General features: G+C 59.4%; 23 protein-coding genes and 1 tRNA gene. 12 read left to right on the top strand and 12 right to left on the bottom strand.

Translation table 11 applies throughout. The annotated features are described in order from the left end of the window. The first annotated feature begins 22 nt into the window (after window positions 1-22). Window positions 23-823 carry an HAD family hydrolase gene (locus tag G3M56_RS04790; RefSeq protein WP_164365578.1) on the top strand — a complete coding sequence of 267 codons (801 nt, stop codon included), beginning with the start codon at window positions 23-25 and terminating at the stop codon, window positions 821-823. 33 nt (window positions 824-856) lie between these two features. Next, window positions 857-1,669: a bifunctional DNA-formamidopyrimidine glycosylase/DNA-(apurinic or apyrimidinic site) lyase gene (gene mutM / locus G3M56_RS04785; protein WP_164365577.1), complete on the top strand. Its 813-nt coding sequence runs from the start codon at window positions 857-859 to the stop codon at window positions 1,667-1,669. 77 nt (window positions 1,670-1,746) lie between these two features. Here the strand turns inward: mutM and G3M56_RS04780 are convergent. Then, window positions 1,747-1,831, bottom strand: a tRNA-Leu gene (locus tag G3M56_RS04780). Window positions 1,832-2,025: 194 nt separating this feature from the next. Here G3M56_RS04780 and G3M56_RS04775 point away from each other — a divergent pair. Beyond that, window positions 2,026-4,248 carry an alpha-L-fucosidase gene (locus G3M56_RS04775; protein ID WP_164365576.1) on the top strand — a complete coding sequence of 741 codons (2,223 nt, stop codon included), beginning with the start codon at window positions 2,026-2,028 and terminating at the stop codon, window positions 4,246-4,248. Between the two features lie 63 nt (window positions 4,249-4,311). Here the strand turns inward: G3M56_RS04775 and G3M56_RS04770 are convergent, their stop codons facing one another. From G3M56_RS04770 to G3M56_RS04750, 5 genes are all read right to left on the bottom strand, one after another. Next, window positions 4,312-4,590 carry a hypothetical protein gene (locus G3M56_RS04770; RefSeq protein WP_164365546.1) on the bottom strand — a complete coding sequence of 93 codons (279 nt, stop codon included), beginning with the start codon at window positions 4,588-4,590 and terminating at the stop codon, window positions 4,312-4,314. Between the two features lie 57 nt (window positions 4,591-4,647). Next, entirely contained in the window at window positions 4,648-5,151 is a 504-nt protein-coding gene (locus G3M56_RS04765; RefSeq protein WP_164365575.1) for an RNA methyltransferase, read from the bottom strand. Window positions 5,152-5,194: 43 nt separating this feature from the next. Next, window positions 5,195-5,803: a hypothetical protein gene (locus G3M56_RS04760; RefSeq protein WP_164365574.1), complete on the bottom strand. Its 609-nt coding sequence runs from the start codon at window positions 5,801-5,803 to the stop codon at window positions 5,195-5,197. A gap of 24 nt (window positions 5,804-5,827) precedes the next feature. Continuing rightward, window positions 5,828-8,407, bottom strand: a complete 2,580-nt coding sequence (locus G3M56_RS04755; RefSeq protein WP_164365573.1) for a protein kinase domain-containing protein — start codon at window positions 8,405-8,407, stop codon at window positions 5,828-5,830. A 226-nt stretch (window positions 8,408-8,633) separates the two neighbouring features. Further along, a complete protein-coding gene (locus G3M56_RS04750; RefSeq protein WP_164365572.1) occupies window positions 8,634-9,815 on the bottom strand; it encodes an AI-2E family transporter in 1,182 nt (393 codons plus the stop codon). 100 nt (window positions 9,816-9,915) lie between these two features. Here G3M56_RS04750 and G3M56_RS04745 point away from each other — a divergent pair, with 100 nt between their 5' ends. The 3 genes from G3M56_RS04745 to G3M56_RS04735 all read left to right on the top strand — a co-directional run bounded on the left by G3M56_RS04745 (window position 9,916) and on the right by G3M56_RS04735 (window position 12,319). Continuing rightward, window positions 9,916-10,491, top strand: coding sequence for an NUDIX domain-containing protein (locus G3M56_RS04745; protein WP_164365571.1), 576 nt, complete (start codon window positions 9,916-9,918; stop codon window positions 10,489-10,491). A gap of 42 nt (window positions 10,492-10,533) precedes the next feature. Then, complete coding sequence (locus G3M56_RS04740; protein WP_164365570.1) at window positions 10,534-10,992, top strand: protease complex subunit PrcB family protein; 459 nt, start codon at window positions 10,534-10,536, stop codon at window positions 10,990-10,992. Window positions 10,993-11,290: 298 nt separating this feature from the next. Continuing rightward, entirely contained in the window at window positions 11,291-12,319 is a 1,029-nt protein-coding gene (locus tag G3M56_RS04735) for a metal-dependent hydrolase (protein WP_164365569.1), read from the top strand. A 71-nt stretch (window positions 12,320-12,390) separates the two neighbouring features. Here the strand turns inward: G3M56_RS04735 and ahcY are convergent, their stop codons facing one another. From ahcY to metK, 3 genes are all read right to left on the bottom strand, one after another. Then, window positions 12,391-13,818 carry an adenosylhomocysteinase gene (ahcY, locus tag G3M56_RS04730; protein WP_164365568.1) on the bottom strand — a complete coding sequence of 476 codons (1,428 nt, stop codon included), beginning with the start codon at window positions 13,816-13,818 and terminating at the stop codon, window positions 12,391-12,393. Between the two features lie 60 nt (window positions 13,819-13,878). Then, the gene (locus G3M56_RS04725; protein WP_235203592.1) at window positions 13,879-14,286 is read right to left on the bottom strand and encodes a four helix bundle protein; all 408 of its coding nucleotides are present in this window, start codon (window positions 14,284-14,286) and stop codon (window positions 13,879-13,881) included. Window positions 14,287-14,376: 90 nt separating this feature from the next. Then, window positions 14,377-15,582: a methionine adenosyltransferase gene (metK, locus tag G3M56_RS04720; RefSeq protein ID WP_164365567.1), complete on the bottom strand. Its 1,206-nt coding sequence runs from the start codon at window positions 15,580-15,582 to the stop codon at window positions 14,377-14,379. Window positions 15,583-15,645: 63 nt separating this feature from the next. Between metK and G3M56_RS04715 the strand changes: the two genes are divergently transcribed. Further along, complete coding sequence (locus G3M56_RS04715; protein WP_164365566.1) at window positions 15,646-16,575, top strand: ArsR/SmtB family transcription factor; 930 nt, start codon at window positions 15,646-15,648, stop codon at window positions 16,573-16,575. A 22-nt stretch (window positions 16,576-16,597) separates the two neighbouring features. Here the strand turns inward: G3M56_RS04715 and G3M56_RS04710 are convergent, their stop codons facing one another. After that, the gene (locus tag G3M56_RS04710) at window positions 16,598-17,359 is read right to left on the bottom strand and encodes a hypothetical protein (protein ID WP_164365565.1); all 762 of its coding nucleotides are present in this window, start codon (window positions 17,357-17,359) and stop codon (window positions 16,598-16,600) included. A gap of 87 nt (window positions 17,360-17,446) precedes the next feature. Here G3M56_RS04710 and G3M56_RS04705 point away from each other — a divergent pair, with 87 nt between their 5' ends. After that, window positions 17,447-18,001, top strand: a complete 555-nt coding sequence (locus tag G3M56_RS04705; RefSeq protein ID WP_164365564.1) for an HNH endonuclease — start codon at window positions 17,447-17,449, stop codon at window positions 17,999-18,001. 17 nt (window positions 18,002-18,018) lie between these two features. Then, the gene (locus tag G3M56_RS04700; protein ID WP_164365563.1) at window positions 18,019-18,489 is read left to right on the top strand and encodes a transcription elongation factor; all 471 of its coding nucleotides are present in this window, start codon (window positions 18,019-18,021) and stop codon (window positions 18,487-18,489) included. Between the two features lie 60 nt (window positions 18,490-18,549). On the opposite strand, the gene G3M56_RS04695 is transcribed toward G3M56_RS04700, so the two are convergent. Further along, entirely contained in the window at window positions 18,550-19,155 is a 606-nt protein-coding gene (locus tag G3M56_RS04695; RefSeq protein WP_164365562.1) for a flavin reductase family protein, read from the bottom strand. A 138-nt stretch (window positions 19,156-19,293) separates the two neighbouring features. Between G3M56_RS04695 and G3M56_RS04690 the strand changes: the two genes are divergently transcribed. Genes G3M56_RS04690 through G3M56_RS04680 form a run of 3 tightly spaced genes read left to right on the top strand, consistent with a single transcriptional unit; the run spans window position 19,294 to window position 21,982 of the window. Beyond that, a complete protein-coding gene (locus tag G3M56_RS04690; protein WP_235203591.1) occupies window positions 19,294-21,318 on the top strand; it encodes a sialidase family protein in 2,025 nt (674 codons plus the stop codon). Window positions 21,319-21,353: 35 nt separating this feature from the next. Beyond that, the gene (locus G3M56_RS04685) at window positions 21,354-21,596 is read left to right on the top strand and encodes a type II toxin-antitoxin system VapB family antitoxin (protein ID WP_164365561.1); all 243 of its coding nucleotides are present in this window, start codon (window positions 21,354-21,356) and stop codon (window positions 21,594-21,596) included. Continuing rightward, window positions 21,593-21,982, top strand: coding sequence for a type II toxin-antitoxin system VapC family toxin (locus G3M56_RS04680; protein ID WP_164365560.1), 390 nt, complete (start codon window positions 21,593-21,595; stop codon window positions 21,980-21,982). Before G3M56_RS04685 ends, G3M56_RS04680 begins: the two co-directional genes overlap by 4 nt. Here G3M56_RS04680 and G3M56_RS04675 read toward each other — a convergent pair. After that, window positions 21,970-23,517: a glycerol-3-phosphate dehydrogenase/oxidase gene (locus G3M56_RS04675; RefSeq protein ID WP_164365559.1), complete on the bottom strand. Its 1,548-nt coding sequence runs from the start codon at window positions 23,515-23,517 to the stop codon at window positions 21,970-21,972. The two genes, G3M56_RS04680 and G3M56_RS04675, sit on opposite strands and share 13 nt — an antisense overlap. Window positions 23,518-23,519 lie beyond the last annotated feature (2 nt).

The raw sequence follows: 23,519 nt of genomic DNA, 5'->3' as shown, positions 1-23,519 counted from the left end.
AGCCACCAGTTTCCACCCCATCATGACCAAACCCATCGTCCAGCCCCCCGCCCTGCTCTCGTTCGATTTCGACGGTACGCTGATCGACTACGTCACCCGCGGTCCGGTGCACCGGGACTTGGTCGCCATGCTCGCCCGCCTCGCCGCCCATGGCTCACTCTGGGCAGTCAACACCGGCCGCTCCATTGACTACTCGTTGGAAGGGTTCTCCGACCACAACCTCGACGAGCTGCCCCACTTTTTGATCGCCCGGGAACGCGAGATCTACCGCCGACATGAGGGCGACTGGCACGACCATGGCGACTGGAACGCACGCGGCATCCGGGCTCACGATGATCTCTTCAGCGAAGCCCATCACGTACTCGAAAAAATCCGCGCATTCGTCGCCTCGGAAACCCGCGCACAGTTCGGCGCCCAAACCGGAGAACACGCCGGCATTGTCTCGTCCACCGAGGATGAAATGGCTGTGATCTGCGAGTTTATCGACCAGCATATCGACGCCGTCCCTGACCTCCACTACGAGCGCAATGCCATCTACCTGCGCTTCAGCCATCGTGGGTTCACCAAGGGAACGTCGCTCGCCGAGCTGGCACGCTCGCTCGACCTCCCCAGCGAAAACGTCTTCGCCATCGGCGACAGCTTCAACGACATGACCAAGCTCAACCGCAACATCGCCGGCATGATCGCCTGCCCGTCCAATGCGGTGGAGGAAGTCAAAGACCACGTGCGCGACCAGAGAGGCTTCGTCGCCACCCGGCCGGCGGGCGAAGGCGTGCTCGAAGCCATCGAACACTTCGCCGCCGAAGGACGACTGATCATCTAACCCGGTGAGCCCACTCTAGAAGGAACTGCCCCGATGCCCGAGTTGCCCGAAGTCGAAACCACCGCCCGTGGCGTGCGCCCTCACCTCGTTGGCCGCAAGATCACCCGTGTCGACGTCCACCAGCCGCGCCTGCGCGTCCACGTGCCCGAGGAAGTGGAAGCTCTCGCCGGATCCACGATCCGCTCAGTTTCCCGCCGCGCCAAATACCTGCTCATCGACTGCGGCCACGGACACCTTATTATTCATCTCGGCATGTCCGGCAGTCTGCGCATGGCGGATCCGTCCACCCCGCTCAAAAAACACGACCACGTCGTGATCCACCTCGATGACGGATCCGAGCTGCGCTACCACGACCCACGCCGCTTCGGCATCGTCACGTGGACCGCCCAAGATCCCCTGCAGCACGAGCTACTCGCACACCTCGGGCCGGAACCACTCACCGATGCGTTTGACGGCAACACTCTGGTTCAAGCCGCAACCAACCGCCGTTGCGCCGTGAAACTGCTCATCATGAACAACGAGGTGGTGGTAGGAGTCGGTAACATCTACGCCTGTGAGGCGCTCTTCCTCGCCGGCATCCACCCGAAGCGCCAAGCCAACCGCATATCGACGGAACGTTACCAACGTCTGGTAACGGCCATCAAAGACCGCCTCGCCGCCGCGATCGAACAAGGCGGCACCACGCTACGCGACTTCGTCAACAGCGACGGTCAACCTGGCTACTTCGCCCAACAACTCCACGTCTACGGCCGTGAGGGCGAAAGCTGCAACACATGCGGCAGCACCATCAAGCGCATCGTCCTCGGCCAGCGCTCGACATTCTTCTGCCCGAAATGCCAACGGTGAGTATCCAAGCTCGCCGGGATCAGGACAAAAAAAATCACCGGAGAGTCATGTTTGACTCGATCCGGTGATCTTGAAAGTGGTGCTCGCGAGAGGACTCGAACCTCCACGGGTCTCCCCACATGAACCTGAATCATGCGCGTCTACCAATTCCGCCACGCGAGCACGTGAATCGGGACGGCAAAATGCAACGAATCGGATAATCTGCAACTGAAATTACTAAAAAACCTCAAATAAAACTTACGCCTGTAAGATGAAATCAGCATCATCCGTTGATGCGCACGCACGCAACAACAAACCGCCCGAATCCCTGCCTCAAGAGCATCAGGCAGGCAACATTAGCCAACCTCTGAAAGAACATGATATTAGACCCTAAGCGCCCACTCGCATGGACGATTTCCGCTCTGCTCGGACTCGCTCCATCCGCCGTCGCGGCACTGGAACTCACCGATGCGGAGCGTGCGAAACTCGACACCATCGAGCCCGCCAACACCATCGTCTTTGAACCGGGGGACAGCGCCAACATGCGCGTTGCCAAAGCTTCGAAAACCAGACCTACCAAACAACAACTCGATTGGCAAAAACTCGAGTTCACCTGTTTCATCCACTTCGGCCCGAACACATTCACCGGCGTCGAATGGGGCAACGGCAAGGAAGACCCGAAAGTCTTCAACCCGACCGATGTCGACACCGACCAATGGTGCCGTATCGCCAAAGCTGCCGGTATGAAGTTGATGGTGATCACCGTGAAGCACCACGACGGCTTCTGCACGTGGCAGACCCGCTACAACGACAAGTTCTCTGTGCTCGCATCACCATGGGAAAATGGCAAAGGAGACGTGCTGCGCCGCCTCGCCGAATCATGCAAAAAGCACGGCCTGAAGCTCGGCGTCTATCTTTCCCCTGCCGACCTCTATCAGATCGAGAACGAAGACGGACTCTACGGTAACTTGAGCAAGTACCAAAAGACCGTCATCCCAACCGATCCGAAGCACTTCAGCACCAATCCGACCAAAGGTCGCCCGGCTCCTGAAGGCAAGCCGACCTTCACCTACGAAGTCGACGACTACAACCGACTGATGCTCAACCAGCTCTACGAGCTCCTCACAGAGTACGGCCCGATCCACGAGGTTTGGTTCGACGGCGCCCACCCGAAACGCAAGGGCGGCCAGCAGTACACCGAGGAGATCTGGTTTGAAATGATCCGCGAGCTCGCTCCAGATGCCGCTATCTTCGGCGGACCGGACATCCGCTGGTGCGGCAACGAAGCCGGCCACACCCGCCAGTCCGAGTGGTCACCTATGCCAATCAAGGGCGACCCGAAAGTGCGAAAAACCTGGGGCATCGGCAGCTGGCGCGCAGAAGACCTCGGAAGCCGCCAACGCGTCGCTGATTTCGGTGACTTCGTCCACTGGTTCCCATCGGAAGTCGACACATCCATCCGTCACGGATGGTTCTGGCGCGACGAAAACCAACACGTGCGCAGCGCCGAGGAGTTGTTCTCGATTTACGAAAACTCGATCGGCGGCAATGCAGTGTTGCTCTTGAACGTCCCACCGAACCGCAACGGACGCTTCTCCCCGCGCGACGAAAAAGCTCTGCTCGCCTTGGGCAAACGCATTGAGTCCACCTACGGCACCACCGCAGCCACTCTGACAGCCGAGGGCAATGTCTACACCTTTGATCAACCAGCGACCATCAACCGCTGCATGATCATGGAAGACGTGGCCACTCACGGCCAGCAGGTCGACGCCCACGCGCTGGACGCCTGGATCGACGGCGAATGGCAGGAAGTCGCTACCGCCACAACCATTGGCTACAAGCGCATTCTCAGCTTCCGTGATGTCGAAACCAGCAAGATCCGCCTGCGCATCGAGGACCACCGCCTCGAGCCTAAGATCAGCCACGTTTCGGTCCACTACGACCGCGCGCCACTGAAGGCACCGGCTATCACCCGCGACCGCGAAGGCACCGTCACCATCGACGGTAATGGCGTCATCCGCTTCACCACCGACGGCAGCACCCCAACCGCGAACTCACCGCAGTACACCGGCAGTTTCCCATTGCCTAAAGGCGGTGTGGTCACCGCGATGGCAACCCGCGAAGACGAACGCAGTGAGCCGACCACCGCGCGCTTCGACATCGCCAAAACGAAGTGGAGCATTCATGCGGTGAGCAGCGAAAACCCAGGCTCGAACGAGGGCGCCGCCATGGCAATCGACGGCGATCCAAAAACCATCTGGCACTCGAAGTGGAGCGGCGGTACCGACCCAATGCCCCACAGCATCACCATCAATCTGGGCGAGGAACTCGACCTTACCGGGTTCACCTACCTGCCACGCCACGGCGGCGCCAAGGGCGGCATCCTCAACCAATACAAGGTAGAGCTCAGCCGCGACGGCGAAAACTGGGTGGCAGCCGGAGAGGGACGCTTCGATAACATCGAAAACGACCCGACCGAGCGCGAGATCCGCTTTAAGCGCACGTTCCCACGTGTCCGCTATCTGCGCTTCATCGGCGTCCAGTCGATCGAAGGCAAGCCGCACAGCTCGGCCGCCGAGATCGGTGTGCTGACCCGCTAAGCCAGCGATCACCCATTATCAAAAAAGCCACCGCCCGCATCGGGTGGTGGCTTTTTCGTGCCGTCATTCGGACTGCTCCGCAGCGGAATCGGCATCCGCTGCCTCTTCGGACTGGTCGGCAACCTCGTCAGGATCGACGAAGGCCGCCTCGTCACGCGCAGGATCATAGAGCGCGGCTCCTTTGATCAACTTGCAAAATTCCTTCTTGGTCACGCGATGATGAGTCCCTTCCCCATCAATCAGGTCGGTCAGTTGCTTGTATTCAATCGCCAACCGCTCCCATTTCACGATGCGCAGAAAGTCCGCCTCGCGCTTCCAAACCTGTCCTTGTTCCAGCTTCATTGGCACTCATACAGCCGGACGGCCCATACCGCCACAGCGAATCACAATCCGAGGCAATCAGTGCTCGGGCGCCACATCGGTGCGCTCCGGCAGCCGCCCGCCGATTTTGTTCACCCGGTCGTAGGCGACCACGCTCCCGGCCACCGCCACGTTCAAGCTGAAGTTGCCCGGCAGCGAAACCACCGAATGACAACGGTCCAGCACCTTGCGCGGCAAGCCGACATTCTCGCACCCTAGCAAATACACGGCTCGCGGAGGGTGCACGAACTCAGAAATAGGCACCGAGTCATCCGTCAGCTCCAAGCCGACCAACTGGCAGCCACGCGGCAGGTTGTCGTAAAACGCATCAAAGTCGTCGTAATGGAAAAGCGGGATCCGGCTCCACGTTTGCGTGATGTCCGTCGACTGTTTCTGATATTTGCGGTCGATGGTGAAAATGTACGACGCCCCGAGAATATAGGCCGTACGCCACAGCGTGCCGATGTTGGTCCCATTACGGGCGTGGAGGATACCGATCCCGAAATAGCCATCGGTCTCATATTGTTGCTTGAGCTTTCCCATTGCCCGCACCCTAGCACATCCCACCAGTTCTTCCCGACCGAGCTCAGGAAATCCTGACTGCTCCGAGCTCGCGTCTCATGCGACGAACCCTGCGCACCACCAGCACCACTCCAAGCAACCCACCAAGGTACAACCCGAAGTGAGCTCCTTGCACCGCCAGCAGCCTGCCGCCTTGGATGATCTCAGCAGCATCCAAACCGGATTTCAGTCCAAAAACATCCATCGCCCCGACGACTCCGCACCCCGCGGCTCCGAGCGCCGCCGCAGCCATCGGCCACCACAGCAAACCGCCCAATCTCCGCCACGACAGCCTCTCCAATTCCGGCCTTGGGTTGTTGGCCATGAGAGCAGCCACACCTACCAAGAGCCCACCAAAGAATCCAGCGCGGAACCCCAACGCCATTACCGAGGACCAGTACCCCGGACCTGGCGAAATCCCTTTACCGAACTCAAAGTACTCCGGTGATATCCGCCCGGTGATCTGATCCACTGCCATCCCGAACAGGCCGCCCACCAACCCAGCCACACAGAGAAAAGCATACTCTCGCCACTTCGTCGCACGCTCGCGTTTGACCCCATAGTCCACCCCCGCAACCGCGAGCATCACCACGCCAAGAACGACGAGTCGCACTGAAAACGAGAGGTCCCACATAACGCGTACTTGAGCGCATCGTTCCTACTGCGACAGATCGCTCAAGCGGCGGCGGCACCAAACCAGGGCATCGCTGATCATCGGATCCTCACCGTACTGCGACGCGATATGACTCCACTGCTTCTCCGCCTTGCGGAAGAACCCGACGGCGTCCTCACGTTCCTTCGCAACCTCGGAGATGTGCGCCAAGTCACCGAAGAGATAAGCCAGCGAAATCTCAATCTGCCGCTTTTGATCCTCGGCAAGCCCGCCTTCATCCAGCAAGCGCCGCAATTCGACCACAGCTTTCTCGTTAATCTTCCGGGCCTCCGAGTGCTGCCCCTGGCCGGAGATCATCTCGGCGGATTGCCACATCGCCAGTGCCCGGCGGTAGCGATAGAGCGACTTTTCCGGATGCGCATCCACCAGCTCGTCGAACAACTTCATCGCTTCGTCCAACTCGCGGCGGGCATTGCTCGACTGGCCACTGTCCCGCAGCGCCCGAGCCAATCCCGACAGATGCTTGGCAAGTTCAAACCGCAGCTCCTCCCCATTCTGATCTGGAGCCTCCTTCAGCGCGTCCCGCAACAGATCCACCGCTTTGGTCTTCATCTTGCGCGCCTCCTCGATCTCACCGAGCTCCAATTGAATCTCAGCAATCTCACCGAACGCGCGCGCTTGCTCAAACTTCGAGTGCACCAACTCCGGGCGTTCCTCGTTCATCTCGACCAAAGTCGCCAACGCGTCCTTCTGGATCATCAAAGCCGCCTCAAAATTATCCGTTCCCCGCACCAGCTTACCCAGCTCGATATAGCTGTGCGCCAAGTCCGAGCGGAAGTTGAAGTCACCGGTGCGGTCACCCAGTGTGCGGTACAGTTCAACCGCCCGCCGGTACTCGGCAATCGCCGCTTCCACGTCTCCCTGCTGCCGCATCACCAATCCCTTCTGGACATGCGACTCAGCGAGCCATTTCCCGTACTCGACGTCGCCTCCATTGGTCTTGGTCAACAGCTCGAGCATGTTTTGCGCCACATCGACACTCATGCGTGCCGCATCAATATCATCGGCCTGAAACTCCAATCGCGACAACTTCAACAACACCACAGCCAACCGACCGCGCGAGTCCTCGTCCTCTGGATGAGCCCCGACAATCGGACGCCACTGCCCAGCCGCCGCACTGAACCGCTCGCGGGCCTGCTCGTTGCGCCCCGCCGCCAGAGACAACTCCGCCAACTTGGTCATGGCGCGAGCCCGCTCGACCTCCATCCCCTCGTCACTCTCAAACTGGCTCAAATACTCGGTGTAGAACTTTTCCAACTCCCCCACGGTATCCGAGTACTCGCGGAACCCAGGTGACTGCACCGGCCGCTTGTCCATTACCAAATCGAAGAGCAAATCCGCCTGTTCCTGAGATTTGACCAAAGTTCCCAACAAAGCCTGCTGCCCCGCAACCGCTCCCGCCGCAGTTCGGCGAGCCTCTGAAATCTTGCGCTCCACCTCTGCCTCGCGGATGGCAATCTCGGCATCTTTCGCCGCCAGCGCCTTGGCTTTGTCGTCCTCCGCCTGCACCAGCGCGTCGCTCTTGTCCTTGTATAGATGGCGGTAAACCAGAGTCGACCCCGCGGTGAGCACGAACAACCCGGCGAATCCGGCAGCTGCCAGACGGAAGGTTTTGAGCTTCCCATTCATCGAGTGCTTGTAGTCGATCACGCGCTGACGCTCACGGCGCAGGTCGACTTCGCTTTCCACTTGGAGGAACTCACGCTCGACCTCTCGCAGATCGATCCAGCGCTCATCAGGATCCAAGCGCAGGCAGTATTCGATCACTCGGCGGCGTTGTTGTTCGGCCCACGACTGCGCCTCACTCGGCCACGAGATATTCGTCTCCTCATTCAAGGCATTGGCGACCTGAGCGGGCGTCAAGGATTGCACACTCGGATCCCGCGCCAGCAGCTTCTTCTCCAAGTGCGAGAAGGCTCCATGACCACGGGGAAAATGACCGGTCAACAGCCGGTACGCCAAGACTCCGAACGCGTACACGTCCCAGCGTCCACCGCCCCCGCTGTCCACTCCATCGGGATGCAGCAATTGCTCAGGCGGTGCATGCAGATACGAGCTGCTCGGGTCCATTTGGTAAATCCCGTGCACCCATCCCTGGCCGTAGTCACTGACGAACAATGCGCCACCGCCGGCCTCGTCCACCAGCACATTCCCCGGCTTCAAATTGCAATGCGCCAAGCCCAACCGGTGCAACCCAGCCACGCCCCGACACAACTGCAACACCCATTCCCACGCGGTGTCGGATGCGATTTCACTACCGATGTAATCGTAGAGCGAGCGACTGGCGCAGACGTCCCCCTCCACTTTGCCAATCAACGGCTCGATCAAATACGGCGGCCGCTGGTCGAGATCGTAATCGATCACCGGAAGCACGCCCTCCATCTCACCGGCGGAAGCAATCCGCTCAAGCGTCTCACCCAGCAGGCGGCGGTTGATCGACATCGTCTTGAACACCTTGACCACACATGCCTCACCCGACGGACCCGTCGCCAGATGCGAATCACCACACGCACCATGAGCCATCAATGAGTGAATCGTGTATCCGGGAATTTGGGGCAGATCCATGAGCAACGAGAAGAATTACAAAGGGAGAAATTCGGGAGACGATCTTCGTCTAGAAAGGAAAGGTTACGGTGACAAGCGTCCGACGGAAACCAAAATCTGAATCGGTGATTCACGGTCCGAACGCCAATTCACGCCCACGCTCAACCGCTGCAACCCACCGCATTTGCTCAAGAATCGACAGAGATCGACGGACAACACCCGTCCGATCAGATGTCGAACAGAACGACTACTCGGTCACACTCACCGGCTTCTTCCGCTTTGAGCCGGCAGGAGCACTTTGATCTTCGGCTTCCTGATCCTGTTCCTCGATCACCGAATTGGCGAGCACCTTGGCGATCCGCGGCGTCGTGCTCTCTTTCTCCAGCAGGTAGGACAGCCACTTCAGGTCCTTGCTGTTATCGAGCACCACTTTGACCATCATCGTCAGCGGCACCGCCAGGAACATCCCGACAGGCCCGAAAATAAAGCCCCAGAACATCACCGAAAGCAGCACCACCAGAGTCGATATTCCAAACCGCTGCCCCATCAGAGTCGGCTCGATCAGGTTCCCCCAGACCATGTTGATCAAAAGGTAGCCCGCCAGCACCACCATTGCTTCGGGGAACCCATGCTGAATCACAGCCAGCAATGCCGGAGGAATCGCTGCGATGATCGATCCAATCGCCGGGATGTAGTTGAACGCAAACGCCACGATCCCCCACAGCAACGGAAAGTCCAAATCGAGGAAGAAGCACAGCAACCAAGCGAAGAAACCAGTCGCCATGCTGACACCAGTCTTGATCGCCAGGTACTTCTGAATGTCCTTGGCAGACCGCCCAAGCTGGCTGAAATCCGGTCCGTTCATGCCTTTGAGCTTGGGCATCTTGCGCGAGAACGCCCGCCCCTCAGTCAACATGAAGACCATCAGCAACAACACGATGAAGGTCACCTGCAGGAACCCAGCAAGCTTGCCAGCCACCAGGCCCACGTTGGACTTGGCCAGCGACATCACGTTGTCCACGTTGAAAATCTCCGTCACCCGCTGGCTCGCATCTTCAACCCCGGCCTTGACCAGCATGTCCTCGGCCCACGCCACGGAGTCATTGCCCATTGTGCGCAGACGTTCTTCGTAGAAGAGCTCCCATCGCACTTGGAAGTCCTGCGCCAGACTGCTGAACAAAAATCCAATCCCCACCAGCACCGCGAAGTCCACCAACAAGGTGGCAATCACCGCCAACCAACGCGGGCAGCGATGAACCCGCAAAAAACGCACCATCGGGAAACTCAGCACCGCGATGAAAAACGCCAGCAAGATCGGAATCAAAAAGTCCGCCGCCAGCTTCACCCCAGTCAATACCACCACCAGCGCGGCAACACCAACCAAGGCGCGCACTGCGGAGTGGGAGTGATTTTCAGATTCGGTCGTCACAGTCTACTTTGTCCGGGGAAGCTACCTCGCTATCTTCCTCTCATCGCGCCATTCGGCAATCATTATCTCCCTCAATCTTCAACCCACCGCACGCCACACCATGCCCGAAGCCCCCGACTCCCCCTGGACCATCCACTCCGCCGAGACCAAGTACGACAACCCATGGATCAAGGTGGTGGAACACCAAGTCACCAACCCTGCCGGCAATCCCGGCATCTACGGCGTCGTCGAGTTCAAGAACACCGCGGTCGCCGTGATCCCAGTCGATGACGAGGGGCACACCTGGCTCGTAGGTCAGTACCGGTTTCCCACCAAAACCTACGAGTGGGAGGTGCCCGAAGGCGGCGCACCCATCGGCGAGTCCACTATCGCCTGTGCCGCACGTGAGCTGAAGGAAGAGGTCGGCCTCAGCGCCATCCACTACCAACCCATCCTCGAAATGCAGCTCTCCAACTGCGTCAGCACCGAGCTCACCGCCAGCTTCGTCGCCACCGGCATCACCCACGGCGAAGCTGAACCCGAAGAGACTGAACAACTCGCCGTACGCCGGCTGCCGCTGCGCGACGCATTCGAAATGGTCCATCGCGGCGACATCTGCGACGCAATGTCAGTCGCGTCTCTGCTACGCCTGGAACTGATGCTCGCCCGCGGTGAGATCGAGCTTGCCGGGGTTTGATCCCGCTTGCCCGCCCACGCCGGTCCGTGGCACTCTCGCCGGATGAAATGGATCCTTCCGCTCGTCGCCCTGATGGCAGCCACCCCGACTCTGGTCAGTGCCGGGGACGCCGCAGCAGCCCCAACCAGTTGGTCCGGCCAACACTCCGGAGTCAGTAAAAGCGATCAAGTCGTGGTGCGCTCGGCCGAGTCCTTTGCCCCCCTTTGGCAGCGCATCCATCGCACCGTCGAACCAAAACCAGCTGTGCCCAATGTCGACTTCGACAAGTCGATCGTCGTCGCTGTCTTCATGGGATCCAGAAGCTCAGGTGGCTACTCGGTACAAATCGGAGACCCCGAAGTCAAAAACGGCAAACTGATTGTGCCCGTACATCAGAAGCTTCCGGGAGGCGGCCCACAAACACAGGTCATGACATCTCCTTGGACAGTGCGCGTACTCCCGGTGGAAGACCCGAACATCGAAGTGACCTTCAAATCGAAAATCGCGTTACCGCGCCGATAATACCATTTGGACGGTCAAATTGGCGGAATGGCGGAGAGCTTTTTCGAGTGAGGCAAGGCGCGAACTGCGATGCTAGCGGGCTACCTGAGCTGTGAGCAACGCAGCATCACTCAAAAAGATCCCGCCAAGATCACTTTCTTCATCCCTTGTCCTACTCATTCACCCCCCATCGGTTCCGACAAGGTGAGCGTTTAAATGGGATAAGCCCCCCCCGCGGCACAAGCGAACTGAAAAATCAGCACAGTCACTCCGCACTGATAAGATTGCCATTGACGCCCACTCGGCTAGGTTGGGCGCCATGGATCCAATCTCCCAAGTGTGCTTCGGTGCGGCTGCAGCAGGAATCGCCAGTCGCAAATCCTCAGTTCGTCGCGCATTGCTCATCGGCGGTCTCGCCGGCGCCCTGCCCGATCTGGACGTACTCATCAAATCGTCCACCGATCCACTGCTGACGCTGCAGTACCATCGCCACTTCACCCACGCCATTCTGTTCGCACCCATCATCGGAGTGCTGGTGGCGGCCCTCTCGCTAGGGCTCGGCAAACTGCTCAAACGCGAATGGAGCTTCCGCGAGCTGTTTCTGTTCGCCACCTTGGGCGCTCTTTCCCACGGACTACTCGATGCCTGTACCAGCTACGGCACCCATTTGCTGCTACCGTTTTCCAATGCCCGCATCTCGTGGGACATCATCTCGATTATCGATCCGATTTTCACCCTGCCATTGCTGGTGCTGTTGATCATCGGCGCCGCCCGCAAGAGCCCGACCATCGTCCGCACCTCGCTGGCAATCTGCCTGGTATATTTCGGGCTCGGGATTGTCCAACGCGAGCGCGCCGAAGCCCGTGCCTTGGAACTCGCAGAGTCCCGCGGCCACGTGGCAGAAGAGGTCAATGCCCGCCCGTCGTTCGCCAACCTCGTTCTCTGGCGCACCATCTACCGCTACCAAGGCACCTATTACGTCGATGCCGTGTGGCAGCCCCCATTCGCCACCCCACGCCTCTATGAAGGAGAATCGGTCGACGTCGTAGACGACGCCACACTCGCATCGCTGGTCCCTGCGGATTCCACCCACGCCTACGACATCCAACGCTACAAGCACTTCGCCCAGGGCGCGCTGTGCTTCGTCGACGGAGACCGCAACGTCCTCGGAGACCTCCGCTACGCCATGCTCCCCAACTCGATCCAACCACTCTGGGCCATCGAACTCACCCCGGACCAACCCGACCAACACGTCACCCAAAAACACTTCCGCCGCACCGATACCGACGCCGACTCACCATTCGCCTCGCTCTGGCAGATGATCCGAGGTCAGGATATCGCAGAGTAAGAACACTTAACAAAATAAGCCCTATAGGACGCATCCTATAGGGCTTATTAGTTCATCGCTGGAATCCCCGCTTAGTAGCGGTAGTGCTCTGGCTTGAACGGACCTTCGACTTCAACGCCGATGTACGCAGCCTGCTCAGGGCTCAGCTTGGTCAGCTTGCAGCCGATCTTCTCCAAGTGGAGACGTGCCACCTCTTCGTCGAGGTACTTCGGCAGCACCATCACTTCGCCGGCCTGGTACTTGTCCTTGTTCTTCCACAAGTCGATCTGAGCCAGCGTCTGGTTGGTGAAGCTGTTGCTCATCACGAAGCTTGGGTGACCGGTAGCGCAGCCGAGGTTCACCAAGCGACCTTCAGCCAGCATGTAGAGGCTGTTACCCGTTGGGAACGTGTACTTGTCCACCTGCGGCTTGATGTTGGTTTTCACCACGCCTTCCGCCTTGTTGAGCTTCTCGATCTGGATCTCGTTGTCGAAGTGGCCGATGTTACAAACAATCGCCTGATCCTTCATCTTCTCCATGTGCTCAAGACGGATGATGTCGTAGTTACCGGTGGTGGTCACGTAGATGTCACCCCAGCCGAGTGTGTCTTCCACAGTCAGCACGCGGTAGCCTTCCATCGCAGCCTGCAGGGCGCAGATCGGGTCGACCTCGGTCACCACGACCTGGGCACCCTGGCCACGCAGCGCCTGGGCACAGCCCTTGCCAACGTCACCGTATCCACAAACCACGGCCACCTTGCCGGAAATCATCACGTCGGTCGCACGCTTGATGCCGTCGACCAACGACTCACGGCAACCGTACAGGTTGTCGAACTTCGACTTGGTCACCGAGTCGTTCACGTTGATCGCAGGAACGAGCAAGGTTCCCTCTTTGGCCATCTGGTACAAACGGTGGACACCGGTGGTGGTCTCTTCCGACACACCCTTCCAGTCGGCAACGATCTTGGCGAAGATGCCTGGCTGCTCTGCGCCGATCTTCTTGAGTAGGTTCTTGATCACCTGCTCTTCCTCGCTCGAGGCCGGCTGGTTCACCCAGTCCGAGCCATTCTCCATCTCGTAACCTTTGTGGATGAGCAATGTCGCGTCACCACCATCGTCGACGATCAACTGAGGACCGAGGCCATCGCGGTTAACGAGCGCCTGCCACGTGCACCACCAGTATTCCTCAAGCGTCTCGCCCTTCCAGGCGAACACAGGCACACCTGCTTTGGCAATGGCAGCCGCCGCGTGATCCTGAGTCGAGAAGATGTTGCACGAAACCCAGCGCACCTCGGCACCCAGCTCGACCAGTGTTTCGATCAACACAGCGGTCTGGATGGTCATGTGCAGCGAGCCCATGATGCGCACACCGGCCAGCGGCTTCTCAGGTCCGTACTTGGCGCGTGTCGCCATCAAGCCCGGCATCTCGTGCTCGGCAATTTCAATTTCCTTGCGACCAAAGTCAGCAAGCGTGATGTCCGCGACCTTGTAGTCGTCGGTTGGGATAGTTGTAGTAGACATGGGTATTTTGTAGTTTGTGAGGTTTCGAACTAGCGGGGAAAGGTTGCTAGTTTTCAGTGTTCAGTTTTCAGAATGATTGCTGCGGCGATCGATGCTGCTGATCAAGCCTTGGAGCATGGCGGCGATTTCTCTGGTTTCGCTGATGAAACTAGAAAGTGCCTCTGGAACCGGGAGTCCCAGTGATTCCCGGGTGCGCTGGTCGATGTAAAGTTGCGTTCTCAGTTCTCCGCACGAGCCCTTTGCGATACGAAGAAATCGTTTGAAATCCCCATCAGCATCGCGCTCCGCGCCTTCCGCTATATTGGAAGGGATCGAAAGCGACGAGCGAATGAGCTGGTCCTTGAGCGCGTAATTCTTGGACTCGTGGTAAGCAACGCAGACGTCCACCGCCAATCGGGACGCGCGTCTCCAAACCTCCAGATCCTCGAACGTACTCAAAGACATGATGTGCGATTTGTTCAGCCCCAAGAAGCAGCACCGGATCCCCCATTACGAGCGACTCCCGCAACACGCCCCTGAAAACTGAACACTGAAAACTAGCAAACTTTTAACGCAGCCCTAACCAACAACCGCCCGCAACTCGTCGACTTTGTTCGCCTGCTCCCATGGCAAATCCGCGCTGGAGGCACCGAAGTGGCCGTAGTTGGTGGTCGCTCCGTAAATCGGGCGCAACAGATCGAGCGAGCTGACGATGTCGGCAGGCTTGAACGAGAACACCTCGTTCACCGCTTTCTTGATCTTGGCCGGATCCACATGGGCGGTGCCAAAAGTGTCCACCTGCAAGCTCACCGGATGCGGGTGGCCGATCGCATACGCAACCTGCAACTCAACGCGGTCCGCAAGCTCTGCGGCGACGATGTTCTTCGCCACCCAGCGGCACATGTAAGCAGCCGAGCGGTCCACCTTCGATGGATCTTTACCAGAGAAAGCACCACCACCGTGACGGCCGGCACCACCGTAGGTGTCCACAATGATCTTGCGCCCGGTCAGACCAGCGTCCCCCTCAGGGCCACCGACCACGAATCGTCCGGTCGGGTTGATCAGGAACTCCGTGCGGTCATCGATCAGGTTCTCCGGCAAGGTCGGCAAAATCAAATCGCGCTTGAGGATCTCGCGGATCTCCGGCGTATCGATCTCACGTGCGTGCATCGTCGAAACCACCACCGCAGCGATACGGGTCGGCGTGTTGCCATTGTACTCCACGCTAAGCTGGGTCTTGGCATCCGGACGCAGCCACCCGTGGTTGCCACCCCGGCGCAGTTCGCGCAAGTTGGTCCCCAGACGGTGGGCGTAGGCGATTGGAATCGGCAACAACTCGTCGGTCTCACGCACCGCGTATCCGTACATGATGCCCTGGTCACCAGCACCCTGCTCGGCGGTGCCTTTGTGATCCGCGCCTTCCGCGTCCACGCCCTGGGCGATATCACGCGACTGCTTGCCCAGCAGGTTGAGGAAGAAGAGATGATCCGCGTCGAACTTACAGGTGTAGCTGTACTTGTCCGGCTCGGAGCCCACCGCGTCCTCGCAATAACCAATCTCACGCACGGTGTCGCGCACGAGATCTTCGTAGGAGACATCGGCATTTGTGGTGATCTCACCAGCCACTCCGACCATGTTGTCCTTCACGAACGTTTCACAGGCCACACGGCTTTTCGGATCGTCCGCCAGGCAGGCGTCGAGGATGGCGTCGGAGATGGTATCGCAGACTTTGTCCGGATGCCCCTCGCCGACCGACTCAGAGGAGAAGATGTAGTGCTCAGACATATTGAAAATTTCTCGTATCGTTAAATCTTGATTTGTTGATGGGTACACATAACACTACACCCCATGGCGTCAATCCTAAAAGTCATCAAAGCACTGAGCGACCCGACCCGCGTCCGATTGTGCTTACTCGTTGAAAATCACTCACTCACAGTGGCCGAGATCCAGACAATCCTCGGCATGGGACAGAGCCGGATTTCCACCCAACTCGCCCAACTCAAGCAGGCGCATTTGGTCGATGACCGCCGCAGCGGCAAGAATAACTTCTACACGCTCCACCCTGACGTCGATGACATGCCCACCGTGCGCCAACTGCTCGAGCAATCGCGCGATGAACTCGAGGAATGGCCTAACGACGCCGCAGCGCTCGACCTCGTCCTCGCCAAACGCCGTGATAAAATGCGCGCGCACTTCGACCAACTCGCCGGCAGGTTCGGCCGCGATTACGTCCCCGGCCGCTCGTGGAAGGGTCTGGCGGAAACCTTGATCAAACTGATGCCGCCAATGGTCATTGCTGACCTCGGCGCAGGAGAAGGCACGCTCAGCCAACTGCTCGCCCAGCGTGCTGAAAGGGTCATCGCAATCGACAACTCGGAAGCCATGGTCGAGTACGGAGACCGACTCGCCAAAGAACACGACCTCAAAAACCTCGAGTACCGCCACGGCGATATCGAGCACATCCCGGTAGAAGACAACTCCGTGGACCTGGCGCTTTTCAGCCAGGCGCTCCACCACGCCGAGTCCCCACAGCGCGCACTACGCGAAGCCTTCCGCATCGTCAAACCCGGCGGCCGCGTCGTCGTACTCGATCTGCTCCAGCATCAGTTCGAAGAAGCCCGCGAACTCCACGCGGACCTATGGCTCGGCTTTTCCGAAGTCGAACTCCGCGCCATGCTGCAAAAGGCCGGCTTCACGCAGATCGAATCCTCGGTCGTCGACCGCGAAGACGAACCTCCGCACTACCAGACGCTGCTGGCAATCGGCAACAAGGCGTAGCCCGGTCTCCTCCGGCAAAACCTTACTCGTCGTCCACCTGCGGCACTGGGTTCGGATCGAGCCCGGCCACGTCAGTGATATGGCGCAACGTTTCCGGAACGGAGTCACCGATCAAGACACGACGATCGTCTCCCTCCATCACCGAAATCCGGTAACCGGTGTCGGTTTCCTCGATCATGTAGTTTTTCTCCATGTCGCCGGCACCAAACAACGCATCGCCTCCCTTGATCGCGACGAATGCCTTCCCCCGCTCATCGCCGAGAATCTCGGACGCCCTGGAAGCAAATTCAGCCCGCAGACGATTGCGTGCCGCCGGGGTTGGCGAAACTGTCAGCATGGTGACTCCGCCGTCCTCGGGGATGAAATTGGTCGCGCCTGCTTCAGCGGCCTTCACTTCGGCCAGCGCCTTGCGGAAGGCCTGCTGCAGCTCAGCCTTCTCCTGATCCACAATTCCCAAAGCTGCCTCAGCCGGATCGTTGTTTTCGAACAACCGCCCCTGCGGCACGCGCACTTGGACCGAGCTCAACAAAGACAAGGCATCCGATGGCAATACGACGGCGCGTTCTTTGGCCTCAACGACCGGAATCACCGTATTTCGTGGGGCGTCTACCACCGCAGGAGCCACACTTGGGCCAGACTCAACGATCACTTTGGTAACCGCTTCCACCTCGCGCGCCAGCACTGGGGCCGGTGCTCCGCCAGCGCTCCCGCCGTCCGCCGTCATCCGTCCCGCCACAAATCCGCCGGCTCCCAGCGCAATCGCGCCAACCACTTGCATCATCATCTTGCCATTCATGGCTGATCGTCGTAGCTCATTTGCCCGACCTGTGGCAAATCATTTTCCACCCAAACGCAGCCGACCCCACAACGCATGAGATTGCCCAAAATCACCCGCCGCAATGCCCGTCAGGCACTGAGCGAAGATCTTGCCGAGATGCCCGGAGGCCTGACCGCACGCCTCAAAGGCTGCACCACCGATCACCTGCGCCGACGCAAAGCGCTGAAACAACTGGTCAATGACCACCGATTCTGGGAAGAAATCGAACACGAACCAGCCCCCTACGGCGACTCTGGCATCTGGTTCTTCAAGGACTGCGAGTTCGACATCACCGCCGTTGAAGACTTCGACGACGAAGACATCGCGCTCACGATCCGCGAAGCATTCGACCGTGAGCGTAAAGCCATGGAACGCCTGCGCACCAAGTTCAGCGGCATGGCCAGCGAATCCCGTCAACGCGAACCCATCCCGGAAAAAGTCCGTATCTTTGTCTGGCAACGCGACGGCGGACGCTGCGTCTCGTGCGGCGACAACGAAAACCTCGAGTTCGACCACATCATCCCATTCTCCAAAGGCGGCAGCGCCACCGAACGCAACATCCAACTGCTCTGCCGCACGTGCAACGCCAGCAAGGGCAACACCATCTAGCACATCACGCCAATCTCATGATCGATAAACAATCGCTCGTCGACCAAGTCATCGCACGCCTCGAAGCCGACTTGGAAAAACTCACCAACGCCGCCAAAGAAGCGCGCGACTACGCCACCGACTCCGAGTGCAAGTCGGAAGGCAAGTACGACACCCGCGGCCTCGAAGCCTCGTACCTCGCCGGTGCCCAGGCCGAAAAATCCGAGGAACTCGCCGAAGCCATATCGGTGCTCTCGCGCATCAAACTCCCGGAGCACCCACCCCACGTCGCCAATGGCACACTCGTCGTCGTAAGCGACGTCACCAGTGGTGAGGACGACGCCTACTTCATCCTCCCGGCCGGCGGAGGCATCGAACTGGAAACCGAACTCTCGGAACACCCGACCACGGTCATCACTCCGCAATCCCCGCGTGGCGAAGAACTCGTCAACCACAGCCCCGGCGACTTCCTCGACGGCGGCGACCGCTTCATCTCCGAGGTGATCTAACCGTACCCAATGCGGCGCCCCCGCCCTCTGAGTGAGGACGGGATCTCGCCGCCTCTTCCCTCAGATCCGCAATTTATCCGACGTGCGGCAGTACCAATCCGGGCTCGCCATCCGCCCAATCGGTGCATAGCCAGCGCCGTCATCCACCAGCTTGCACGTCTCAGGATCCATGATCCCCTCGCGCACATGCACGCGGTGCACGATCCCGATTACCAACCGGTTGTCGCCAATCCGCTGGGTGCTGTGCTCGACACACTCCAACGCCACCGGAGCCTCGGCAATCCGCGGTGGCGCCACGACCGATGACTCCACCGTCGTGAACCCAACGTGATCAATTTCACTCTCACCCGGTCCCAAAGGATCCGCACAAGCCGCCATCTGAGCCCCAATCGCCTCGTCGACCAAATTCACCACGAACTCACGGTTCGCCCGAATATTTCGCGCCGTATCCTTGGGCTCACCGGACGGACGGTTGCCCGGAGCCACAACCACCATCGGCGGACGGCTGCCAAATACATTGAAAAACGAAAACGGCGCCGCATTCACCGCGCCGTCACTCGAAACCGATGTGATCAAGGCGATCGGCCGTGGGGTCACCAACGATGCCAAAATTCCGTACGCCTCGGATGCATGTTCGCCTAGCAGATCAAATTCACACGTGTTCATGGATCCCAACATAGGGCGTCTCACCAGAATGCAACCACGAGCAGGGAGCCCTTCCGCAGTTGGTTCCAATTAAGAACCAACAGGTCGGCGACATATCCCGACCGCGAATACGTATCATAGCCACTCCCCTAATTCGCCATGATCCGCTTACTCCTGCCTCTCCTCACCCTACTGGTCGCTTTCACCTCTTCCGCCTCATCCGGCACATGGTCTCTGGACAAAGCTATCGTTGGGGCCACCTCCAACCAGCAACTCCCGGTCGAGCTCGAAGACGGACCGTTTCACATTAAAGCCACTCTCAATCTTCACCGCCTCGGAGGTACGGCCGCCGGCATCCGCATAGGAGATTCATTGTTATTCGGCTTCGACGCCAGAAACGGAAGCTTGTTCGTAGAGGGCCGCGCCGTCGGACGCACCAAGCTACTGGACGCTCCAAACCCTCTTGAGGCAAACAAAGCATTCGCCTTCAACGTCCGCCGCGACGCGGACAACCGCACCTCGTTCTCGCTAGATGGTCGGGAGGTATTCACCACCGACAAGCTCACCGGCCCCGTCGACCACCTCACCATCCGCCCGCTGCGCAACCGCATGGATGTGATGGCACTGACCGTCAGCGGATCACTGCGCCACCCCAGCAATGAAGTCATTGTCGACCAATCCATCATCCCATTGCTCAACGACGGCTCGGACCTGGCGCTGCTCGACTTGAACATTCGGGTCAAAGAAGCCACCACGCTGAAAAGCGTGCGGCTCTCGTTCGCCGGCACCACGGACACCAAAGACATCCGCAAGCTCACACTCTTCCGCAACACCAGCGCCAACCAACGCAGAACCGACCAACCGACTACCGTCTCATCCGACATTCAATCGACAACCACGCTCGCTGCCAATCTACCCTTGAAGCAAGGATCCAACCACTTCTGGCTCGCCGTTCAGATCACCCCGGGCGCCGACCTCATGCACCAGGTTACAGTCACCGTGGAATCCGTCGCGCTGGAAGATGGCCGCACCATGAGCCCGCCGTCCACCTCCCCATCCCCGATGCGCCTGGCCTACGCCATTCACAAACAAGGCCAGCACAACTGTCACACCTTCCGCATCCCCGCCCTCACCAAAGCGAACGACGGCTCACTGCTCGCCGTCTATGACATGCGCTACAACAGCGCACGCGACCTGCAGGAACACATGGACATCGGACTGTCTCGCTCGACCGACGGCGGCCAGACCTGGGCACCTCCCGTTCCGATCATGGACATGGGCGAGTACGGCGGCAAACCGCAGAAGGAGAACGGCTGCTCGGATCCCGGTATCCTCGTCGACACCCAGACCGGCGAGATCATCGTCACCGCCTGCTGGACCCACGGCAAGCCCAACACCCACCAGTGGGTCGGCAAGGGCTCGGAACCCGGCCACGAAATTGGTGTCTCCACTCAGTTCATGGCCGTCCGCTCGTCCGATCACGGCCGCACATGGTCGCAACCCGAAAACTGGACCCAGTCCATCAAAGACCCGGCTTGGTACCTCTTCGCCCCCGCCCCGGGCAATGGCATCACCATGAGCAACGGCACGTTGGTCATCCCCACTCAGGGTCGCGACGCCAATGGCCACCCATTCTCCAACATCACCTGGAGCAAAGATCGGGGTAAAACCTGGCACGTCTCTTCCCCCGCACGCACAAACACGACCGAGTGCGCCGTAGCCCAACTCTCAGACGGCAGCCTGATGCTCAGTATGCGCGACAACCGCAACCGACACCTCAAAGACCACACCAATGGCCGCGCCGTCGCCACCACACGCGACCTTGGGGAAACCTGGCAAAAGCACTCCGCCGATCACGGCCTGCTCCCCGAACCCGTCTGCATGGCCAGCCTCATCAGCACCACTCTCCCCGACGGCCGCCACGTCCTCCTCTTCTCCAACCCACGGGATAAGCACCACCGCCGGAACATGACCATCCAGCTCAGCTTAGACGACGGCAAAAGCTGGCCCCAGCAACGTCACATCCTACTCGACGAAGGACGCGGCTACGGCTACTCCAGCCTCGTCATGATCGACGCCCAAACCATCGGCATCGTCTACGAATCATCGGTCGCGGACATGACCTTCCAAAAGATCCCATTGGCTGACTTCGCAATTCCGCAACCCGCCCAGAGCGCGGATTGACATAGCAGCATCAAAAGACGCATCATTGATGCACCATGAGAACCACAGTCACCATTGATGACGAGCTGTTCGCTGAAGCCGCCAAGATCACGGGGGAATCGTCCGCATCGCCTGTCATCAACGCTGCCCTAAAAGCTCTGGTCGCAGCAGAGAGCCGCAAGCGTCTGCAAGCGCTCGCCGGATCCGCGCCCGGATTTACCGTCCCCCCAAGGGACCAGCGCTCCATGCCAATCTGCGTCGCTGATGATCCCCAGAACTACCCGTCTGAGAACCCATGAACCGCGTCCTCGCCGACACCAACATCTGGTGTGACTTCTTCTCAGGCGGCGACTCCACGCTCGCGCACTTGCTGGAGTATGATCTCTTGCTCACTCACACTCTGGTCATCGGTGAGCTGGCGGTTGGCAACCTCCCCAAACGGAGACAAACTCTGGCAGATCTCCAACAACTGCCCCAAATGCGCTCGGCAAGTTTTCACGAAACGCTGACATTCATCAACCACCACCAGCTCTATGGTCGTGGTCTACAATGGAATGATCTGCTGATTCTAGCGTCGGTCATTGCCGCCCCCGGAGTCCTGCTCTGGACGCGTGACCGTCGCCTTGGCGCGGCTGCCGCCGAGTTCAACGTCGCATTCGACACACCGCAGCATCACAGCAAATAACCAGCCGCGAGTTCACGGAAGGCCTCGACCTGCGCGTCCTGCCACTCTTGGTCTTTTTCCAACTCATGCGCCAGCACCCGCGCCACCACCACGGCGGATTCGCGGGCTGACTTCGCATCGAGCAACAATGCCCGATGTCGCCGCGCCAACACATCCTCCACCGTGCGCGCCATTTCATGTCGCGCATGCCAACGCACCTCACCAAGCGTCAGGCTCAACTTCGGATGCACCCGACCGCCGGCACGCATGCGACGAATCGCCTCAGCATCCGCCCCATAAACCGCTAAATGTCCGTCATCTATCCGCTGGTGCGTCCAGCCGTGAATCTGCAAATGCACCGTCTCACACGGCCGCTCATCCACACCAGCCACTAGCATTGCCTGATCAATCACATCTTCCGCCATCTTACGGTAGGTCGTCCATTTCCCACCACACACCGTAACCAAACCACCCTCGCTCACGACAATCGTATGATCGCGGGAAATCTCCGCTGTGTTCGACGCATCGCCACTCGGCCGCACCAACGGACGCAACCCGGCAAACACACTAAGCACATCCTCCGGTTGCGGGTCCTTGGTAAGATACTTCGCCGCGTGAGTCATGATGAACTCCACCTCCTCCGGTAGCGCCCGCGGTTCCAAGCTCACATCACGCATCGGAGTATCCGTCGTCCCCACCACCACGCAATCGTGCCAAGGCACGGCAAACAAAACGCGGCCATCATCCGTCTTGGGGATCATGATTGCCGAGTCCCCCGGCAGAAAATCGCGAGGCAACACGATGTGGATCCCTTGGCTGGCAGCGACCATCGGTGTCACCTCCTCCTTTTCCATCCGGCGCACCGAATCGGTAAACACACCCGTCGCGTTGATCACACAACGCGCCGCAATTTCAAACGACTCGCCGTTCTCCAAATCCGTAGCCCTCGCTCCGATCACAAGGCCCCGCTCATCCTTCATCAACCCGTCACAGCGTACATAATTCACCACCTTCGCCCCGAGCTGGGTCGCCGTCTGCGCCAGGTTCACCGCCAGCCGCGCATCGTCAAACTGCCCGTCGTGATAGATCACCCCACCGTCGAGTCCATCCGTCTCAATCGTAGGGATCCGCTCAAGAGTCTCTTCCTTGCTCAACCACTTGCTCGGACCAAGCCCCAACTTGCCAGCCATCCCATCGTAAACCTTCATCCCCACGCCGTAAAACGGCCCCTCCCACCACTTGTAGTTCGGAATCACAAACGCCTGATCCGTGACCAAGTGCGGCGCGTTCTTCGCCAAACGTCCCCGCTCGCGCAGTGCCTCAAGCACCAAGCCCACATTCCCCTGTTGCAAGTAACGCACCCCGCCATGCACCAGCTTGGTAGAACGCGATGACGTCCCCTTGGCAAAATCCGACTGCTCGACCAACACCACAGAGTAGCCACGCGCAGCGGCATCCACAGCCGCCCCCAGCCCCGTGGCACCGCCTCCAATGATACAAAAGTCCACCGGCGCGGTGGCTCCCCGAATCCCATGTAATGCGTCGTCCCGGTTCATAA

Origin of the sequence: Sulfuriroseicoccus oceanibius (genome assembly GCF_010681825.2) — a bacterium.
In the GTDB taxonomy this organism is placed as follows: Bacteria; Verrucomicrobiota; Verrucomicrobiia; order Verrucomicrobiales; family SLCJ01; genus Sulfuriroseicoccus; species Sulfuriroseicoccus oceanibius.
The sequence above is the reverse complement of the archived record's forward strand: the minus strand, read 5'-3'. Positions and strand labels throughout refer to the sequence as shown.

Bases quoted from the DNA above. Each gene is read 5' to 3' on its own strand.
- G3M56_RS04790 (WP_164365578.1), top strand. From the start codon at position 23: ATGACCAAACCCATCGTCCAGCCCCCCGCCCTGCTCTCGTTCGATTTC.
- mutM (WP_164365577.1), top strand. From the start codon at position 857: ATGCCCGAGTTGCCCGAAGTCGAAACCACCGCCCGTGGCGTGCGCCCT.
- G3M56_RS04775 (WP_164365576.1), top strand. From the start codon at position 2,026: ATGATATTAGACCCTAAGCGCCCACTCGCATGGACGATTTCCGCTCTG.
- G3M56_RS04770 (WP_164365546.1), bottom strand. From the start codon at position 4,590: ATGAAGCTGGAACAAGGACAGGTTTGGAAGCGCGAGGCGGACTTTCTG.
- G3M56_RS04765 (WP_164365575.1), bottom strand. From the start codon at position 5,151: ATGGGAAAGCTCAAGCAACAATATGAGACCGATGGCTATTTCGGGATC.
- G3M56_RS04760 (WP_164365574.1), bottom strand. From the start codon at position 5,803: ATGTGGGACCTCTCGTTTTCAGTGCGACTCGTCGTTCTTGGCGTGGTG.
- G3M56_RS04755 (WP_164365573.1), bottom strand. From the start codon at position 8,407: ATGGATCTGCCCCAAATTCCCGGATACACGATTCACTCATTGATGGCT.
- G3M56_RS04745 (WP_164365571.1), top strand. From the start codon at position 9,916: ATGCCCGAAGCCCCCGACTCCCCCTGGACCATCCACTCCGCCGAGACC.
- G3M56_RS04740 (WP_164365570.1), top strand. From the start codon at position 10,534: ATGAAATGGATCCTTCCGCTCGTCGCCCTGATGGCAGCCACCCCGACT.
- G3M56_RS04735 (WP_164365569.1), top strand. From the start codon at position 11,291: ATGGATCCAATCTCCCAAGTGTGCTTCGGTGCGGCTGCAGCAGGAATC.
- ahcY (WP_164365568.1), bottom strand. From the start codon at position 13,818: ATGTCTACTACAACTATCCCAACCGACGACTACAAGGTCGCGGACATC.
- metK (WP_164365567.1), bottom strand. From the start codon at position 15,582: ATGTCTGAGCACTACATCTTCTCCTCTGAGTCGGTCGGCGAGGGGCAT.
- G3M56_RS04715 (WP_164365566.1), top strand. From the start codon at position 15,646: ATGGCGTCAATCCTAAAAGTCATCAAAGCACTGAGCGACCCGACCCGC.
- G3M56_RS04710 (WP_164365565.1), bottom strand. From the start codon at position 17,359: ATGATGATGCAAGTGGTTGGCGCGATTGCGCTGGGAGCCGGCGGATTT.
- G3M56_RS04705 (WP_164365564.1), top strand. From the start codon at position 17,447: ATGAGATTGCCCAAAATCACCCGCCGCAATGCCCGTCAGGCACTGAGC.
- G3M56_RS04700 (WP_164365563.1), top strand. From the start codon at position 18,019: ATGATCGATAAACAATCGCTCGTCGACCAAGTCATCGCACGCCTCGAA.
- G3M56_RS04695 (WP_164365562.1), bottom strand. From the start codon at position 19,155: ATGAACACGTGTGAATTTGATCTGCTAGGCGAACATGCATCCGAGGCG.
- G3M56_RS04690 (WP_235203591.1), top strand. From the start codon at position 19,294: ATGATCCGCTTACTCCTGCCTCTCCTCACCCTACTGGTCGCTTTCACC.
- G3M56_RS04685 (WP_164365561.1), top strand. From the start codon at position 21,354: ATGAGAACCACAGTCACCATTGATGACGAGCTGTTCGCTGAAGCCGCC.
- G3M56_RS04680 (WP_164365560.1), top strand. From the start codon at position 21,593: ATGAACCGCGTCCTCGCCGACACCAACATCTGGTGTGACTTCTTCTCA.
- G3M56_RS04675 (WP_164365559.1), bottom strand. From the start codon at position 23,517: ATGAACCGGGACGACGCATTACATGGGATTCGGGGAGCCACCGCGCCG.